Annotated in this window: 15 protein-coding genes; 14 read left to right on the plus strand and 1 reads right to left on the minus strand. The window is 57.1% G+C overall.

Annotated features, from left to right (window positions below):
- Positions 1-2 precede the first annotated feature (2 nt).
- The 8 genes from dnaE (at position 3) to ispD (ending at position 11,398) form a co-directional block, all read left to right on the plus strand.
- Positions 3-3,524 (plus strand): DNA polymerase III subunit alpha, encoded by a 3,522-nt coding sequence (gene dnaE / locus TU86_RS05910; protein ID WP_048363365.1) that lies wholly within the window; start codon positions 3-5, stop codon positions 3,522-3,524.
- A gap of 184 nt (positions 3,525-3,708) precedes the next feature.
- Entirely contained in the window at positions 3,709-4,656 is a 948-nt protein-coding gene (locus tag TU86_RS05915; protein WP_048363366.1) for an acetyl-CoA carboxylase carboxyltransferase subunit alpha, read from the plus strand.
- Between the two features lie 67 nt (positions 4,657-4,723).
- Positions 4,724-6,040, plus strand: coding sequence for a tRNA lysidine(34) synthetase TilS (tilS, locus tag TU86_RS05920; RefSeq protein WP_048363367.1), 1,317 nt, complete (start codon positions 4,724-4,726; stop codon positions 6,038-6,040).
- 272 nt (positions 6,041-6,312) lie between these two features.
- Positions 6,313-7,944 (plus strand): CTP synthase, encoded by a 1,632-nt coding sequence (locus TU86_RS05925; protein ID WP_048363368.1) that lies wholly within the window; start codon positions 6,313-6,315, stop codon positions 7,942-7,944.
- Between the two features lie 6 nt (positions 7,945-7,950).
- Positions 7,951-8,796 (plus strand): 3-deoxy-8-phosphooctulonate synthase, encoded by an 846-nt coding sequence (gene kdsA, locus TU86_RS05930; RefSeq protein WP_048363369.1) that lies wholly within the window; start codon positions 7,951-7,953, stop codon positions 8,794-8,796.
- A gap of 153 nt (positions 8,797-8,949) precedes the next feature.
- Positions 8,950-10,239, plus strand: a complete 1,290-nt coding sequence (eno, locus tag TU86_RS05935; protein ID WP_048363370.1) for a phosphopyruvate hydratase — start codon at positions 8,950-8,952, stop codon at positions 10,237-10,239.
- A 167-nt stretch (positions 10,240-10,406) separates the two neighbouring features.
- Entirely contained in the window at positions 10,407-10,691 is a 285-nt protein-coding gene (ftsB, locus tag TU86_RS05940) for a cell division protein FtsB (RefSeq protein WP_048363371.1), read from the plus strand.
- Entirely contained in the window at positions 10,688-11,398 is a 711-nt protein-coding gene (gene ispD, locus TU86_RS05945) for a 2-C-methyl-D-erythritol 4-phosphate cytidylyltransferase (RefSeq protein WP_048363372.1), read from the plus strand. The genes ftsB and ispD overlap by 4 nt, the downstream gene beginning before the upstream one ends.
- Before the next feature lie 80 nt (positions 11,399-11,478).
- Here ispD and TU86_RS05950 read toward each other — a convergent pair whose 3' ends face one another.
- Entirely contained in the window at positions 11,479-12,375 is an 897-nt protein-coding gene (locus TU86_RS05950) for a LysR family transcriptional regulator (RefSeq protein WP_048363373.1), read from the minus strand.
- 108 nt (positions 12,376-12,483) lie between these two features.
- Between TU86_RS05950 and TU86_RS05955 the strand changes: the two genes are divergently transcribed.
- The 6 genes from TU86_RS05955 to TU86_RS05980 all read left to right on the plus strand — a co-directional run bounded on the left by TU86_RS05955 (position 12,484) and on the right by TU86_RS05980 (position 17,497).
- Positions 12,484-13,596 carry an S-(hydroxymethyl)glutathione dehydrogenase/class III alcohol dehydrogenase gene (locus TU86_RS05955; RefSeq protein ID WP_048363374.1) on the plus strand — a complete coding sequence of 371 codons (1,113 nt, stop codon included), beginning with the start codon at positions 12,484-12,486 and terminating at the stop codon, positions 13,594-13,596.
- Positions 13,597-13,647: 51 nt separating this feature from the next.
- Complete coding sequence (gene fghA, locus TU86_RS05960) at positions 13,648-14,493, plus strand: S-formylglutathione hydrolase (protein ID WP_048363375.1); 846 nt, start codon at positions 13,648-13,650, stop codon at positions 14,491-14,493.
- 61 nt (positions 14,494-14,554) lie between these two features.
- Complete coding sequence (gene ispF / locus TU86_RS05965; protein WP_048363376.1) at positions 14,555-15,028, plus strand: 2-C-methyl-D-erythritol 2,4-cyclodiphosphate synthase; 474 nt, start codon at positions 14,555-14,557, stop codon at positions 15,026-15,028.
- On the plus strand, positions 15,025-16,083 hold the full coding sequence (truD, locus tag TU86_RS05970) for a tRNA pseudouridine(13) synthase TruD (protein WP_048363377.1): 1,059 nt from the start codon (positions 15,025-15,027) through the stop codon (positions 16,081-16,083). Before ispF ends, truD begins: the two co-directional genes overlap by 4 nt.
- A complete protein-coding gene (gene surE, locus TU86_RS05975) occupies positions 16,071-16,820 on the plus strand; it encodes a 5'/3'-nucleotidase SurE (RefSeq protein WP_048363378.1) in 750 nt (249 codons plus the stop codon). The genes truD and surE overlap by 13 nt, the downstream gene beginning before the upstream one ends.
- A gap of 41 nt (positions 16,821-16,861) precedes the next feature.
- Positions 16,862-17,497, plus strand: a complete 636-nt coding sequence (locus tag TU86_RS05980) for a protein-L-isoaspartate(D-aspartate) O-methyltransferase (RefSeq protein WP_162207798.1) — start codon at positions 16,862-16,864, stop codon at positions 17,495-17,497.
- Positions 17,498-17,588: the final 91 nt, after the last annotated feature.

Consider the following 17,588-nt stretch of genomic DNA (forward strand, 5'->3'; position numbering starts at 1 on the left):
CCATGCCGGCTTCATTCGTTCACCTGCGCCTGCACACTGAATATTCCCTGGTCGATGGCCTGGTGCGGATCAAGCCGCTGATCAAAACCCTTGCGGGCATGAACATGCCCGCTGTGGCGGTAACTGATCAGAACAACATGTGTTCATTGGTCAAGTTCTATAAAGCGGCCATGGGCGGCGGAATCAAGCCAATCAGCGGCGCGGATTTGTGGCTGTCGAACAAAGATCCGGAAAACCCCTTGAGTCGCATCAGCCTGTTGGCGATGAACGGCGTGGGTTATCGCAACCTGACTGAACTGATTTCCCGTGGTTTTATTGATGGCCAGCGCAACGGTCAGGTCATCATTGAGCGCGAATGGGTGGCTGAGGCGTCTGAAGGCCTGATCATGTTGTCGGCCGCCAAAGAGGGCGAGATCGGTGTCGCGCTGATCAGTGGTAACACTGAAGAGGCCGAGACCCTGGCCCGCGAATGGATGGATGTATTTGCGGATCGTTTTTATCTGGAAGTGCAACGCACCAAACGTCCCAATGATGAAGAGCACCTGCATGCTGCGGTGGCACTGGCCGACAAGATCGGTGCACCGTTGGTGGCCACGAACGATGTGCGCTTCATTAAGCAACAGGACTTTGAGGCGCATGAAACGCGCGTGTGCATTGGTGAAGGGCGTGCGCTTGATGACCCGCGTCGCTCAAAAAACTACAGCGATCAGCAATACCTTAAAAGCGCCGAGGAAATGGCTGAGCTGTTCAGCGATTTGCCCGAAGCACTAGAAAACACGGTCGAAATCGCCAAGCGCTGCAATATCGAAGTGAAGCTGGGTAAGCACTTTTTGCCTAACTTCCCGATTCCCGATGGCATGACCATCGATGAATACTTCCGCAAAGTGTCGTTCGATGGCCTGGAAGAGCGCCTGAGCGTCTTGCTGCCCAGAGATACCACTGAAGATTACGACGCCAAGCGTCAGGTGTACGTCGATCGACTGAATTTCGAGCTGGATATCATCATCCAGATGGGGTTTCCAGGTTACTTCCTGATCGTAATGGACTTCATCCAGTGGGCCAAAAGCAATGGCGTGCCCGTGGGGCCGGGCCGTGGGTCGGGTGCCGGATCTCTGGTGGCCTATGTTCAAAAGATCACGGACCTTGACCCGCTTGAATATGACCTGCTGTTCGAACGATTCCTGAACCCGGAACGGGTATCGATGCCCGACTTCGACGTCGACTTCTGCATGGATGGTCGGGACCGGGTCATTGAATACGTGGCCGAGAAGTACGGCCGCAACGCGGTAAGCCAGATCATTACCTTTGGTTCGATGGCGGCCAAAGCCGTGATTCGAGACGTGGCGCGGGTGCAGGGCAAGTCATACGGCCTGGCAGATCGTCTGTCGAAGATGATTCCGTTTGAAGTCGGCATGACACTTGAAAAAGCCTATGAGCAGGAAGAAATCCTGCGCGACTTTATCAAGGTCGATGAAGAAGCCGCCGAAATCTGGGACATGGCACGCAAGCTTGAAGGCGTTGTGCGTAACGTCGGCAAGCACGCGGGTGGTGTGGTCATTGCGCCGACTAAATTGACCGATTTCTCGCCGATTTATTGCGACGAAGAGGGCGGTGGTCTGGTCACCCAGTTCGACAAGGATGACGTCGAGGCCGCAGGTCTGGTGAAGTTCGACTTCCTGGGCTTGCGCACGCTGACGATCATCGACTGGGCGCTCAAAACCATTAACCGCGAGCGCGCCAAGGTCGACGAGCCGGCGCTGGATATCGCCTTTATCCCGCTGGACGACAAACCGACGTATCAATTGCTGCAAAAGGCTGAGACCACGGCGGTGTTCCAGCTTGAGTCGCGCGGCATGAAAGAGCTGATCAAAAAGCTCAAGCCCGACTGCCTGGAAGACTTGATCGCACTGGTGGCCCTGTTCCGTCCGGGCCCGCTGCAATCCGGCATGGTTGACGACTTTATCAACCGTAAACACGGTCGCGCCGAATTGGCGTATCCGCACTCGGATTACCAGTACGAAGGCCTCAAGCCGGTATTGGCCCCGACCTACGGCATCATTCTGTATCAAGAACAGGTGATGCAGATTGCACAGGTCATGGCCGGTTATACCCTCGGCGGGGCTGATATGTTGCGTCGCGCCATGGGCAAGAAAAAACCCGAAGAAATGGCCAAGCAGCGCGGTGGTTTCATTGAAGGTTGTGCCAACAACAACATCGACGCTGACCTTGCCGGTAACATTTTTGACCTGGTGGAGAAGTTCGCCGGTTATGGCTTTAACAAGTCTCACTCGGCGGCATATGGCCTGGTGTCGTATCAGACCGCATGGCTGAAGACGCACTATCCGGCGCCGTTCATGGCGGCGGTACTTTCGGCGGACATGCACAACACCGACAAGGTTGTGACCTTGATCGAAGAAGTGCGCACGATGAAGCTGCGTCTCGACGCACCGGACGTGAATGCCTCCGAATACAAGTTCACGGTGAACGACGAAGGTCGGATTATTTACGGTTTGGGCGCTATCAAGGGCGTGGGTGAAGGCCCGGTCGAGGCCATTACCGAGGCGCGACAGGATGGACCCTTCAAGGATCTGTTCGATTTCTGTGCCCGAGTTGACCTCAAGCGCATCAATAAGCGCACCCTTGATGGCTTGATCCGCAGTGGGGCGCTGGACCGTCTGGGGCCTTGCTTCCATGACGAACCCAAGGCTTATCAGGCCAGCATCGATCAGAACCGTGCAATTCTGCTGGCCGCTCTGGAAGGCGCGATCAAGGCGGCAGAGCAAACCGCGCGTACCCATGACAGTGGCCACGATGATCTGTTTGGTGGCGTGTTTGTCGCAGAAGATGCCGACGTGTATGTCAACCATCGCAAAGCCAAGGAGCTGACGCTCAAAGAGCGACTCAAGGGTGAGAAAGACACGCTGGGCCTTTACCTGACCGGCCATCCGATCGATGAATACGAAGGCGAAATCCGTCGTTTTGCCCGCCAGCGCATTATCGACCTCAAGCCTGCTCGCGATACGCAGACGGTTGCCGGCATGATCATCGCCCTGCGCGTCATGAAGAACAAAAAAGGCGACAAGATGGGCTTCATCACGCTTGATGACCGTTCGGGCCGCATAGAAGCCTCCTTGTTTGCCGAAGCGTTCCATTCTGCGCAATCGCTGTTGCAGACCGATGCGATGGTGGTCGTCGAAGGGGAGGTCAGTAATGACGACTTCTCCGGCGGCTTGCGTCTGCGGGTCAAGCGGGTGATGAGCATGGAAGATGCGCGTACCAGTTTGGCTGAAAGCTTGCGCCTGAAAGTCAATCACGCCGCTCTCAAAGGTGATCAGTTACGTCAGTTGGGCGATTTGCTGAAGAAGCACCGCGGCGCTTGCCCGATTACCATGGAATACACAGGGGGCGATGCCAAGACGATGTTGCAGTTCGGAGAGAGCTGGAGAATCGATCCGGCAGACAGCTTGATTCAAGCCTTGCGTGACCAGTTTGGGCGAGACAACGTCTTCCTCCAATACCGTTGACGGTCAGGGGCGTGACACGCGCCCTGACCTCGACCCTAATTTTTAATCTCGACCTGAGAGCGCCTGTCCCTTAAGGTAGGCGCGATACAGATCAACCGGCTGCCCCAGTCTGTTTGGATGCACCAGCAAATGCTGGGCCTCAGACCTTCTGGCATGCTTTGCCGCCGACCCAAGACGGATGCTTATGAACCCGAATTTTCTTGATTTCGAACAGCCGATTGCTGACCTGCAAGCCAAAATCGAAGAGTTGCGCCTGGTCGGTAATGACAATTCGCTGAACATCAGCGATGAAATCTCTCGCCTGCAAGACAAAAGCAAAACGCTGACTGAAGATATTTTCGGCAAGCTGACCAGTTGGCAGATTGCCCGCCTGGCCCGTCACCCGCGCCGCCCTTACACACTGGACTACATCGACCACATCTTCACTGAGTTCGATGAACTGCACGGCGACCGTCACTTTTCGGACGATGCGGCCATTGTGGGCGGCATTGCGCGTCTGGACGATCAGCCGGTAATGGTGATCGGTCACCAGAAGGGTCGCGAAGTACGTGAAAAGGTGCGCCGTAACTTCGGCATGCCGCGCCCTGAAGGCTACCGTAAAGCTTGCCGTTTGATGGAAATGGCCGAGCGCTTCAAGATGCCGATCCTGACCTTTATCGACACGCCGGGTGCGTATCCGGGTATCGATGCTGAAGAGCGCAACCAGAGCGAAGCCATTGCCTGGAACCTGCGTGTCATGGCGCGCTTGAAAACCCCGATCATCGCCACTGTTATCGGTGAAGGCGGTTCAGGCGGTGCCTTGGCGATTGGTGTGTGCGATCAGTTGAACATGTTGCAGTACTCCACTTACGCCGTGATTTCGCCAGAAGGCTGCGCGTCGATTCTGTGGAAAACCGCCGAAAAAGCGCCGGATGCAGCCGAAGCAATGGGCATTACCGCTGAGCGCTTGAAAGGCCTGGGCATTGTCGACAAGGTGATTGGCGAGCCTTTGGGTGGCGCTCACCGTGATCCTGTGGCCGCGTCTGCCAGCATTCGTGCAGATCTGATTTCTCAGCTGAATATGCTGAAAAAGCTGGATCACGAAACGCTGCTCAAGCGTCGCTATGACCGTTTGATGAGCTACGGTCTCTGATCTCTGATTAAGGTCGGCCCCACCCTGGCCTCTCCCTCGGGGAGAGGGCCAAGGTGAGGGGGCTTTAATGTCTGACATCCCGGCTTTGCTTGTGCATGCCCTCAACCCCTGGCGTAAGGCCAAGGCCTGGCATGTCGCGCTCTCCGGTGGCCTTGACTCCACTGTTCTGCTGCACCTTCTCGTACAACTGCGTAAAACCCATGCACTTCCTGCGCTGACTGCGATCCATGTTCATCATGGCTTACAGGCAATCGCTGACGCGTGGCCAGCACATTGCCAGGCGCTGTGTGACGGGCTGGGCGTGCCGTTGCAGGTTGTTCGCGTACAGGTGCGCGCAGGGCCCAGTATCGAGCGCGCGGCGCGGGAGGCGCGTTATCAGGTGTTTACGGCGCTCACCCAGGCTGACGAAGTGCTACTGACGGGCCAGCACCGTGACGATCAGGCCGAAACCGTGCTGTTTCGCTTGCTGCGCGGGGCAGGTGTGAGTGGGTTGACGGGCATGCCGCGTCAACGCCGTCTGGGTGACGGGGATATGTGCCGACCGCTGCTGGATGTAAGTCGTACAGCGCTTGAGAATTATGCGCACGCCCATGGCTTGAACTGGGTTGAAGATCCTTCCAATGCGCACAGCGACTTTTCCCGCAATTACTTGCGCCATGAAGTGCTGCCGATCCTGACCCGACGCTGGCCGCAAGCTGCCGCGACATTGGCGCGCAGCGCAGCACACTGTGCCGAGGCGCAAGGTTTGCTGGATGAACTGGCCGGGCAGGACTTGGGTGTCGCCCGTACCGCCACCGCATTTGCATGGCTTGGCCTGCCTTCGTTGGAGCTTGCGCCCATTGCCCGTTTGTCGCCTGCCCGCCAACGCAATGCTTTGCGTCATTGGCTGGCTCATTTGAGTCGTATGCCTGATACCGAGCATTGGGCGGGTTGGGAGGTCTTGCGCGATGCGCGTGACGATGCCCAGCCGATCTGGCGTCTGGCCGATGGCGAGCTGCATCGGGCGGGCGGTCGAATCTGGTGGTTGTCCGGCGAGTGGTTGCAATCCCCGTGCGCGCCACTCCAATGGCTGCATCCAGAAGCGCCTTTATCGTTGCCTGGAAATGGTCAGTTACGTTTGATTGGAGATGCCCCGCAGGGTCCCTTGCAGGTGAACTATCGTTTGGGAGGCGAAGTGATGACGTTGGCGCAACGCGGCCGTCGTGATCTCAAACGCTTGCTCAACGAGCGGGGAGTGCCGCTCTTCGCCCGTGGCAGATTGCCGCTTGTGTACTGTAATGAGCAGTTATTGGCCGTGGCAAACGTCAGTGGACTGGACTCCAGCCCCTGTGGGCGCTGGCAATTGCAGTGGTTGCCAACTTCAAGCGATCAAGGTTTGAGCTGAAAGGGGCTTTCCGGTAGACTACGCTCCCTTCTTGATACAGCTTCTGTAGATTCACCGGAATTACAGAAGCTGCCGATTACCAAGCAGTCTTTGCTGGGCGATTTTAAAAAAATGTGTGGCTTGTATCGAACCGATGGTTGCCATCGGTCTGTTTCAACGCAGCAGTTTTTCGAAAGGTGCACTGTGACTAATGCTGGTGATTGGGGGCTTCGGCCTTCCTTCGCTTTCCCCGGCGGCTCTGACCGCTTTAACGCAGACTTCTAGGGTTTTTCATGACGCGCTACATCTTCGTCACGGGCGGTGTTGTTTCTTCATTGGGGAAAGGCATTGCCTCGGCTTCATTGGCAGCCATCCTGGAGGCGCGGGGACTTAAGGTCACCATGCTGAAGCTGGACCCCTACATCAACGTTGATCCGGGCACCATGAGCCCGTTCCAGCACGGTGAAGTGTTCGTCACACACGACGGCGCCGAGACCGACCTGGACTTGGGTCACTACGAGCGGTTTATCCGCACGACCATGACCCAGAACAACAACTTCACCACGGGCCGTGTTTACGAACACGTTCTGCGCAAGGAGCGCCGTGGTGATTACCTGGGGGCAACTATCCAGGTAATTCCGCACATCACTGACGAAATCAAGCGTCGAATCATCAAGGGCGCCGGCGATGCCGACGTAGCGATGGTTGAGATTGGCGGCACTGTGGGTGACATTGAGTCGCAACCGTTCCTCGAAGCTATCCGTCAACTGCGCATCGAAGTAGGCGCCAAGCGCGCCATGCTGATGCACCTGACACTGGTTCCGTACATCGCCACCGCTGGCGAAACGAAAACCAAACCTACGCAACACTCGGTTAAAGAACTGCGTTCTATCGGCTTGCAGCCAGATGTACTGATCTGCCGCTCCGATCACCACGTTGATGTGTCCTCGCGTCGCAAGATCGCGCTGTTCACCAACGTTGAAGAACGCGCGGTGATTTCGCTGGAAGACGCCGACACCATCTACAAGATCCCGGGCATGCTGCACGCTCAGGGTCTGGATGATTTTGTCATTGAGCGTTTCGGCCTCGAATGCAACAGCGCTGACTTGTCCGAATGGGACAAAGTGGTCGACGCCAAGCTTAATCCGGAGCACGAAGTGACCATCGCAATGGTCGGCAAGTACATGGAACTGCTGGATGCGTACAAATCGCTGATTGAAGCGATGAGCCACGCCGGTATTTCCAACCGTACCAAGGTCAACCTGCGTTATATCGATTCCGAAGACATCGAAAACAAAGGCACTGAACTGCTTGAAGGCTGTGATGCCATTCTGGTTCCGGGCGGCTTCGGTCTGCGTGGCGTCGAAGGCAAGATCACGGCGGTTCAATATGCACGCGAAAACAAGGTGCCTTACCTGGGTATCTGCCTGGGCATGCAAGTAGCGGTTATCGAGTTCGCACGTAATGTGCTGGGCTGGAAAGACGCCAACTCCACTGAGTTCGATCGCAGCAGCGGCCACCCGGTTGTCGGCTTGATCACTGAGTGGGAAGACGCCACGGGCGCTGTTGAAACCCGTACTGAAACCTCGGATCTGGGCGGCACCATGCGTCTGGGTGCGCAGGATTGCCAGCTTGCAGCCGGCTCCAAGGTGCACGACTGCTACGCCAAAGACGTAATCGTTGAGCGTCACCGTCACCGTTACGAAGTGAACAACAACCTGCTGCCTCAGTTGATGGAAGCGGGCTTGAAAGTCACCGGTCGTTCTGGCGACGGCGCGCTGGTAGAAGTGGTTGAAGCCCCGGATCATCCTTGGTTCGTCGCGTGCCAGTTCCACCCGGAGTTCACCTCGACGCCACGTGATGGCCACCCACTGTTCACCGGTTTCGTCAAAGCGGCACTGATGCAACACGAGAAAAAGGCGTAATTGAGCATGGCGCAAAAGATTATTCGTGTAGGCAATATCGAAATTGCAAACGACAAGCCAATGGTCTTGTTCGGTGGCATGAACGTGCTGGAAAGCCGTGATATGGCCATGCAGGTGTGCGAAGAGTACGTGCGGGTTACCGAAAAACTCGGTATTCCTTACGTGTTCAAGGCCAGTTTCGACAAGGCCAATCGCTCCTCTGTCAGCTCTTACCGTGGCCCCGGCCTGGAAGAGGGCATGCGGATTTTCCAGGACATCAAGGCAGCCTTTGGTGTGCCGCTGATTACCGACGTCCACGAGCCTGCGCAAGCAGCCGTGGTCGCCGAGGTTTGCGACATCATCCAATTGCCGGCGTTCTTGTCGCGCCAGACCGATCTGGTGGTGGCCATGGCCAAAACCGGCGCCGTGATCAACATCAAAAAAGCCCAGTTCCTCGCTCCACAGGAAATGAAACACATCCTGAGCAAGTGCGAAGAAGCGGGTAATGATCAGTTGATTCTCTGTGAACGTGGGTCCAGCTTTGGCTACAACAACCTTGTGGTCGACATGCTGGGCTTCGGCATCATGAAACAGTTCGAATACCCGGTCTTTTTCGACGTGACCCACGCGCTGCAAATGCCTGGTGGTCGTGCCGATTCAGCCGGTGGTCGCCGTGCCCAGGTCACTGACCTGGCCAAGGCCGGTATCAGCCAGGGCCTGGCGGGCCTATTCCTTGAGGCGCACCCGGACCCGGACAACGCCAAATGTGATGGCCCTTGCGCCTTGCGTCTGGACAAACTGGAGCCGTTCCTGGCCCAGTTGAAGTCGCTGGATGAGTTGGTTAAGAGTTTTCCTGCAATAGAAACCGCGTAACCCTCGATTCTCCGGTAAAGTACCGCACGATTTCTCGGGCCTCAGGGTCCGAGCCTTATCGTCCGCAAGGCTGCCTGTTACTCGACCCTTGCCGGCGATGACCAAATTTCCCTCAGCTGCGTCGTTTTCGTCAACTTTGGAGTATTTACAACAATGGCAAAAATCGTCGACATCAAAGGTCGTGAAGTTCTCGACTCCCGTGGCAATCCCACTGTGGAAGCGGACGTGCTTCTCGACAACGGCATCATCGGCAGCGCGTGCGCGCCGTCCGGTGCTTCTACCGGCTCCCGTGAAGCACTGGAGTTGCGTGATGGCGACAAGAGCCGTTACTTGGGCAAAGGCGTGCTGAAAGCCGTTGCCAACATTAACGGCCCTATTCGTGATTTGCTGCTGGGTAAAGACCCGGTTGATCAAAAAGCACTGGACCACGCGATGATCGCGCTGGACGGTACTGAAAACAAAGGCTCGCTAGGTGCTAACGCGATCCTGGCCGTCTCGTTGGCAGCTGCCAAGGCGGCTGCTCAGGACCAGGACCTGCCGCTGTACGCTCACATCGCCAACCTCAACGGCACACCGGGTGTTTACTCGATGCCGGTTCCGATGATGAACATCATCAACGGTGGTGAGCACGCCGATAACAACGTCGACATTCAAGAGTTCATGGTTCAGCCAGTCGGCGCCAAGACCTTCTCTGACGCGTTGCGCATGGGCACCGAAATCTTCCATCACCTCAAAGCTGTGCTCAAGGCCCGTGGCCTTAACACCGCAGTGGGCGACGAGGGTGGTTTCGCGCCCAACCTGGCCTCTAACGAAGATGCACTGAAAGTGATCTCCGAGGCAGTCGCCAATGCCGGTTATACCTTGGGCACCGACGTGACCCTGGCACTGGATTGCGCAGCCAGCGAATTCTACGAAGACGGTAAATACAACCTGTCGGGCGAAGGTCAAGTCTTCAACTCCGAAGGCTTCGCTGAATACCTGAAGGGCCTGACTCAGCGCTACCCGATCATCTCCATTGAAGACGGCCTGGACGAGTCTGACTGGGATGGCTGGAAAATTCTGACCGACAAGATCGGCGAGAAAGTGCAGCTGGTCGGTGACGATTTGTTCGTGACCAATACCAAAATCTTGAAAGAAGGCATCGATAAAAAGATCGCCAACTCGATCCTGATCAAGTTCAACCAGATCGGCACCCTGACCGAAACACTGGAAGCCATCCAGATGGCCAAGGCGGCGGGTTACACCGCTGTGATCTCGCACCGTTCCGGCGAAACCGAAGACTCCACCATTGCCGACCTGGCCGTGGGCACATCGGCGGGTCAGATCAAGACCGGCTCTCTGTGCCGTTCGGATCGCGTGTCCAAGTACAACCAATTGCTGCGTATCGAAGAGCAGTTGGGGGCAAAAGCCAAATACAACGGTCGCGGCGAGTTCCGCGGTTAAGCGTCTGGCGTAAAAAAACAGCAGGTTGTGTCGGAAAATTCGCCACTGTGAGTTTTTTGACACTAATCTGATGCTTCTGTATACAAGCCTGGTTCGTCCAGGCTTTGTACTATTCGTTGTTTATGTTTGTCGGCATGGCTGTCTTTTCACTGGATACCTGATATTCGATGCGCAGTCCCAATTGGTTGTTCCTTATCTTGCTCTTGCTCTTGCTGCTGGCTGGCCTACAGTATCGCCTGTGGGTGGGGAATGGCAGTTTGGCGCAGGTTACCGACCTGACTCAGCAAATCGCCGATCAGCGTGCTGAAAACGAAATATTGCTGGAGCGTAATCGCGTACTGGATGCGGAAGTGCTTGAGCTGAAAAAAGGCATGGAGACCGTTGAAGAACGTGCTCGCCATGAATTGGGCATGGTTAAAGAGGGCGAAACCCTCTACCAGTTGGCTCAATGAGTGTTTCAACTACGGCCTTCTGGGCCGTGATTCCTGCCGCGGGCGTCGGAGCCCGTATGGCCGCGGACCGTCCCAAACAGTATTTGCAGTTGGGCGGGCGCAGTATTCTCGAACACAGCCTTGGCTGTTTCCTTGACCATCCGGGCCTTAAGGGGCTGGTGGTCAGTGTGGCGTGTGATGATCCTTTCTGGCCGTCCCTACAGTGCGTGGCTGACCCGCGTATTGTTCGGGTTGACGGCGGACGTGAACGTGCCGACTCGGTGCTCAATGCGCTGCTGCACTTGCATGCACAAGGCGCGTCTGACGATGACTGGGTGCTGGTGCACGACGCTGCGCGGCCCAACCTGTCCCGCGAAGACCTGGATAAATTGCTGAGTGAACTGGCTGATGATCCCGTCGGCGGTTTGCTGGCGGTGCCCGCTCGGGACACGCTCAAGCGTGTCAATAAGAACGGCCGCGTGGTGGAAACGGTTGATCGAAGCCTGATTTGGCAGGCGTACACGCCGCAGATGTTTCGCCTGGGCATGTTGCACCGTGCCTTGGCCGATAGCCTGGTGGCGGATGCCACAGTGACCGATGAGTCGTCAGCGATGGAGTGGGCCGGACTTGCGCCGCGCTTGATCGAAGGGCGCTCGGACAACATCAAAGTCACTCGCCCTGAAGACCTTGAATGGCTGCGTTTGCGTTGGGGTCGCACGCACCCGTAGTGGCTGGCGAGGTACGATCGCTGCGCAATCTATCGCAGTCTTCGTACCTCGACAGCGACTACAGAAACCTTGCGCAGTGCCTAGCTCAAATACTCCTCGCGCTGCGCCAACCCTTCCTTCAAGTAGTCCACCAATTTTCTGACTTTGGGCGATAAGTGCCGTTGTTGCGGATACAGCGCCCAGACGGCGGTATTGGGCGGTTGATGCGCTTCAAGCAGTGACACCAGCGCCCCCGTTTTCAGGTGTTCCAGCACGTAGTAGTCCGGCAGTTGGCATAATCCCGTGCCAAATAGCGCTGCATCCAATACCGCCTGTCCACTGTTGCAGCGCCAGTTGCCTTGCACGCGTTGCGAAAATTCACGTCCGTCTTGCTGCAATTGCCACATATCTGAACTGCCAATCAAGCAGTTGTGGCGACTCAATTCAGACACGCTGTGGGGGCGACCATAACGTTCCAGATAGGACGGCGAGCCACACAGATACATGCGTCGTGGGGCCAGTCGCGTGGCAACCAGTCGTGAATCCTGGAGGCGACCCAGGCGAATGGCCAGATCGAGACTTTCGTGCACCAGGTCCAAAGCTCGGTTGCTCAGTTCGATGTCCACCCGCAGTTGGGGATAAAGCGCCATGTATCGCGTCACCAGCGGCACGATAAAACGCTCCCCGTAGGCCACGGCGCAGGTCATGCGCAGTAACCCTTTGGGTTCGCTGGCCAGATCGCCGATCGCGCGCAGCGCTTCTTCGCGTCCGTCTTGCAGGCGCTGGCAATGTTGCAGAAAGGTTTGTCCGGCCTCTGTCAGGGTCACGCGCCGCGTACTGCGATAAAACAAACGTGTTTGCAGGCGCTCTTCCAGCCGGGCGACCTGACGGCTGATGTGTGACGACGACACACCGAGTCGCTCAGCGGCAGCGGTGAATTGACCGCACTCAGCGACCGCGACAAATTCGTCTATACCTTCCCAGCGGTTCTCGGTCATGAGTGATTGTCCCTGTCTGGCAATAATGTTTTGCTTTTGGCTGGATTATTAATCAGCCAGCGCTGATTTACACTGCATGTCTTGTTTTTACTTTGCTGGAGACGATTGATGATCAAGTCACGTGCTGCCGTAGCCTTTGAGGCCAAAAAACCGCTGGAAATCGTTGAAGTGGACGTTGCCATGCCCAAAGCAGGCGAAGTGTTGCTGCGCGTTGTGGCTTCTGGCGTTTGTCATACCGATGCCTACACCTTGTCCGGCGCCGACCCGGAAGGCATTTTTCCGTCGATTTTGGGCCACGAAGGTGGCGCTATTGTCGAAGCTATCGGCGAAGGCGTGACATCGGTTGCTGTCGGCGATCACGTCATCCCGCTGTACACCCCGGAGTGCCGTCAGTGCAAATTCTGCCTGTCGGGGAAAACCAATCTGTGTCAGGCGATTCGCTCGACCCAGGGCAAAGGTCTGATGCCTGATGGCACTACGCGTTTCTCCTACAAAGGGCAGCCAATTTTCCACTACATGGGGACATCGACGTTCTCCGAGTACACCGTGTTGCCAGAAATCTCGGTGGCCAAGATTGCTAAAGACGCGCCACTGGAAAAAGTCTGCCTGCTGGGCTGTGGCGTGACCACCGGGATCGGCGCGGTGCTTAATACGGCCAAGGTCAAACCCGGCGACACCGTGGCCATCTTCGGTCTGGGCGGCATTGGCTTGTCAGCCGTCATCGGTGCGGTGAAAGCCAAGGCTGCACGCATCATTGCCATCGACATTAACCCGGCCAAGTTTGAAATCGCCAAGCAATTGGGTGCGACTGATTGCGTCAACCCCAAAGACTTCGATCGCCCGATTCAGGACGTGATTGTCGACATGACGGACGGCGGCGTGGATTTCTCCTTCGAGTGCATCGGTAATGTGCAATTGATGCGGTCGGCGTTGGAAAGCTGCCACAAGGGTTGGGGCGAGTCTGTGATCATCGGCGTGGCCGGTGCCGGTCAAGAGATCTCGACACGTCCATTCCAGTTGGTGACTGGTCGCGTCTGGCGCGGTTCGGCATTCGGTGGTGTACGCGGTCGCACCGAACTGCCGAGCTATGTCGACATGGCGCAGTCTGGCGAAATCCCGCTGGATACGTTCATCACCCACACGATGGGCCTGGAAGATATCAATAAGGCTTTCGACCTGATGCATGAAGGCAAAAGCATCCGCACCGTCATCCATTTCTAATCGACAGGGGTCAGCCTCAAGTATTTGGGGCTGGCCACCGGGAGTTTTCCCATGACACTGGAAAATATTTCCTGCCAGAAAAGCTTTGGCGGTTGGCACAAACGTTACAAGCACCGTTCTGATGTGCTCGGTTGCGACATGGTATTTGCCGTGTATTTGCCGCCTCAGGCTGAACACGGCGCCAAATTGCCTGTGCTGTATTGGCTGTCGGGTTTGACCTGCACTGATGAAAACTTCATGCACAAAGCGGGCGCAATGAAAATGGCCGCCGAGTTGGGGCTGATCATTGTGGCGCCCGATACCAGCCCGCGTGGCGAGGGCGTGCCGGATGACCCGAACGGGGCTTGGGACTTCGGGCTGGGTGCCGGCTTTTACCTGAACGCCACGCAGCAGCCCTGGGCGCAGCATTATCAGATGCACGATTATGTGGTGCAGGAATTACCTGCATTGGTTGAAGCGCATTTTCCGGCCTCTCAAAAGCGTGGCATCAGTGGCCATTCAATGGGTGGGCACGGAGCGCTGGTATGCGCATTGCGCAATCCGGGGCGCTATCAGTCGGTTTCGGCGTTTGCCCCCATCAGCAACCCGATGGACTGCCCGTGGGGACAAAAAGCGTTCACTCACTATTTGGGCGAGGAACGTTCGCGCTGGCGTGAGTGGGACGCCAGCGTGCTGCTGGGTGAGGCGCGCGAACGATTGCCGCTGTTGATCGATCAAGGTGATCGGGATGACTTTTTGACGGTGCAACTCAAGCCGGAGGTGTTGCAAAAAGCAGCGCAGTTGGCCGATTACCCGCTCACCTTGCGTCTGCAACCGGGTTACGACCATAGCTATTTCTTCATCGCCAGTTTCATCGACGACCATTTGCGTCATCACGCCGACGTGCTATGCGCCTAATAGCGCCCAATGCGGGACAAAGTAGGTAGAATCACGCCCTGACTTAATCGGGGCGTTTTTTATGCGTATTGGCCACGGCTATGATGTGCACTGTTTTGCTGAGGGCGATTTTATTACCTTGGGCGGTGTGCGAATCCCACATAAATTTGGTTTGCTGGCCCATTCTGATGGCGACGTGCTGCTGCATGCGCTCAGTGATGCGCTGCTCGGCGCCGCGGCGCTGGGCGATATCGGCAAGCATTTCCCGGACACCGACCCGACCTTCAAAGGTGCGGACAGTCGCGTGCTGTTGCGTCATGTGGTGGGCCTGATCCACGCCAAAGGCTGGAAGGTCGGCAATGTCGACAACACCATCATTGCTCAGGCGCCAAAAATGGCGCCGCATATTGAAACGATGCGCGCGCTGATTGCTGCGGATCTTGAGGTTGATTTGGACCAAGTGAACGTTAAAGCCACTACCACCGAAAAGCTCGGGTTTGTCGGTCGTGAAGAAGGTATCGCGGTGCATGCCATTGCGTTGTTGGTTCGCGCATGAACGATTTTGATCTGCTCGGCCCACGGGCTTATGGCGACGCTTTGGGGCGCGCTGTACTCAAAGCCGTGGCTGAAGACTTTCAGGTCGACGAAGTGCTGGACATCCCGTTGTCCGGTGATGGCGAGCACTTATGGTTGTGGGTTGAGAAACGTGGCCTGAATACCGAAGAAGCTGCCCGCCGCATCGCCAAGGCGGCGGGGGTGCCCCTGCGTACGGTGAGTTACGCCGGCTTGAAGGATCGTCAGGCGCTGACCCGTCAGTGGTTCAGCGTGCAGTTGCCGGGCAAAGCTGATCCGGACCTGTCGAGTGCTGAAAATGACACGCTGAAAATTCTCAAGACTTCGCGCCATAAACGTAAGTTGCAGCGCGGTGCGCACGCGGCAAACGGTTTTACCTTGCGTTTGACGCAATTGGCCGGTGACAAGGACGCGCTGCAACAGCGTCTAGAACGGATCGCCAAGCAGGGGATCCCCAATTACTTTGGCACGCAGCGGTTTGGCTGGCAGGGCGGCAATCTGGGCGAAGCGCGCGACTATGCCGCGCGCAAGGCATTGCCGGAACAACGCAATGTGCGCTCGCGGTTATTGTCGACAGCTCGCAGCTACCTGTTCAACCAAGTGCTGGCGGCACGCGTCGCCGATGGTACATGGCAGCAGGCCCAAGTAGGCGACCTGCTGGCGTTCACCGACAGCCGCAGTTTTTTCCCGGCCGGGGAGGCTGAATGCAGTGATCCGCGCCTGGCGATTCTGGACCTGCACCCGACGGGGCCGCTATGGGGGGAGGGTGACTCGCCCACGCAAGGCGCAACCCATCTCCTGGAACAATCCATTGCCGAGCGCGAAGCCGCCCTGCGTGATTGGCTGGTTCGGGCAGGCATGAGCCATGAACGACGCATTCTGCGGCTGCCCATTGGCCGGTTGACGTGGCATTATCCGGAGTCTGACATTCTGCAACTGGAATTTGTACTGCCGGCCGGATGCTTTGCCACTGTTCTGGTGCGCGAGCTTGTTGATCTGGTGCCGCTGGGTCAAACGGACAGCCTATGCGTATTCTGATTTCAAACGATGATGGGGTAAGCGCTCCGGGCCTTGCAGCGCTTCACGCTGCGCTGGCCGATTATGCCGAGTGCGTGGTGATTGCGCCCGAGCAGGATAAAAGTGGCGCCAGCAGTTCGCTGACGCTGGATCGACCGTTGCATCCGCACACGCTCGCCAATGGCTTTGTCAGTATCAACGGCACGCCGACCGATTGTGTGCATCTGGGTATCCACGGCTTGCTCGACCCGCAACCCGACATGGTGGTTTCGGGGATTAATCTGGGTGCCAACCTGGGGGATGATGTGCTGTATTCCGGCACGGTGGCGGCGGCTTTGGAGGGGCGTTTTTTGCAGCGACCTTCCTTTGCGTTTTCGTTGGCCTCGCGCCAAGTCGACAACCTGCCCACGGCCGCCTATTTTGCACGCAAGCTGGTGCAGGCCCATGAGCAACTGGACCTGCCGCCGCGCACCGTACTTAACGTGAATATTCCCAATTTGCCTTTGGACAAAATCCGCGGCATTCAGCTCACGCGCCTCGGTCATCGGGCGCGGGCGGCGGCTCCGGTCCATGTGGTCGACCCGCGCGGCAAAGCCGGTTACTGGATTGCCGCCGCGGGTGATGTTGAGGACGGAGGGCCGGGCACTGATTTTCATGCGCTCATGCAAGGTTATGTGTCGATCACGCCACTGCAACTGGACCGCACATTCGCGGACGGCTTCAAGGGCCTTAGTGGTTGGCTTGAGGGCCTGGACTGATGGGGCGTGAGCAGGATGGCCTGATGCATCGCGGTATTGGCATGACCTCGGAGCGGACACGGGAGCGGTTGATTCAGCGTCTGCGTGAAGAGGGCATCGTTAATCACAATGTGCTTGAGGTCATCCGGCGTACACCGCGCCATCTGTTTGTAGATGAAGCCCTGGCACACCGTGCTTACGAGGACACCGCGCTGCCGATTGGCAATAACCAGACCATCTCCCAGCCTTACATGGTTGCGCGCATGAGCGAGTTGTTGCTTGAAGACGGCCCGCTGGACAAGGTCATGGAAATCGGCACCGGTTCTGGTTATCAAACAGCGGTCCTTTCGCAGTTGGTTGAACGGATTTTTTCGGTTGAGCGCATCAAGGTGCTTCAGGATCGGGCCAAAGAGCGTTTACTGGCACTGAACTTGCGCAACGTCGTGTTTCGTTGGGGCGATGGCTGGGAAGGGTGGCCGGCCTTGGCGCCTTACAACGGTATTATCGTAACGGCGGTCGCCACTGATGTGCCCCAGGCGTTGCTCGATCAATTGGCTCCCGGTGGGCGTTTGGTCATCCCTGTGGGTGCGGGCGAGGTTCAGCAGTTGATGCTGATCGTGCGTGAGGAACACGGCTTTGCGCGTCGGGTCATCGGCAATGTGCGTTTTGTGCCGCTGCTCAACGGGCCGTTGGCCTGAGGCTTTGCTCGCAGGCGCTGAATTATAGGACCGGGTAAGGGTCATACAGCCCAGAGGCAAGGCTCTGCTCAGCGATGTTTATGTTTTAAAC

Source organism: Pseudomonas weihenstephanensis (assembly GCF_001043055.1).
Lineage (GTDB): Bacteria > Pseudomonadota > Gammaproteobacteria > Pseudomonadales > Pseudomonadaceae > Aquipseudomonas > Aquipseudomonas weihenstephanensis.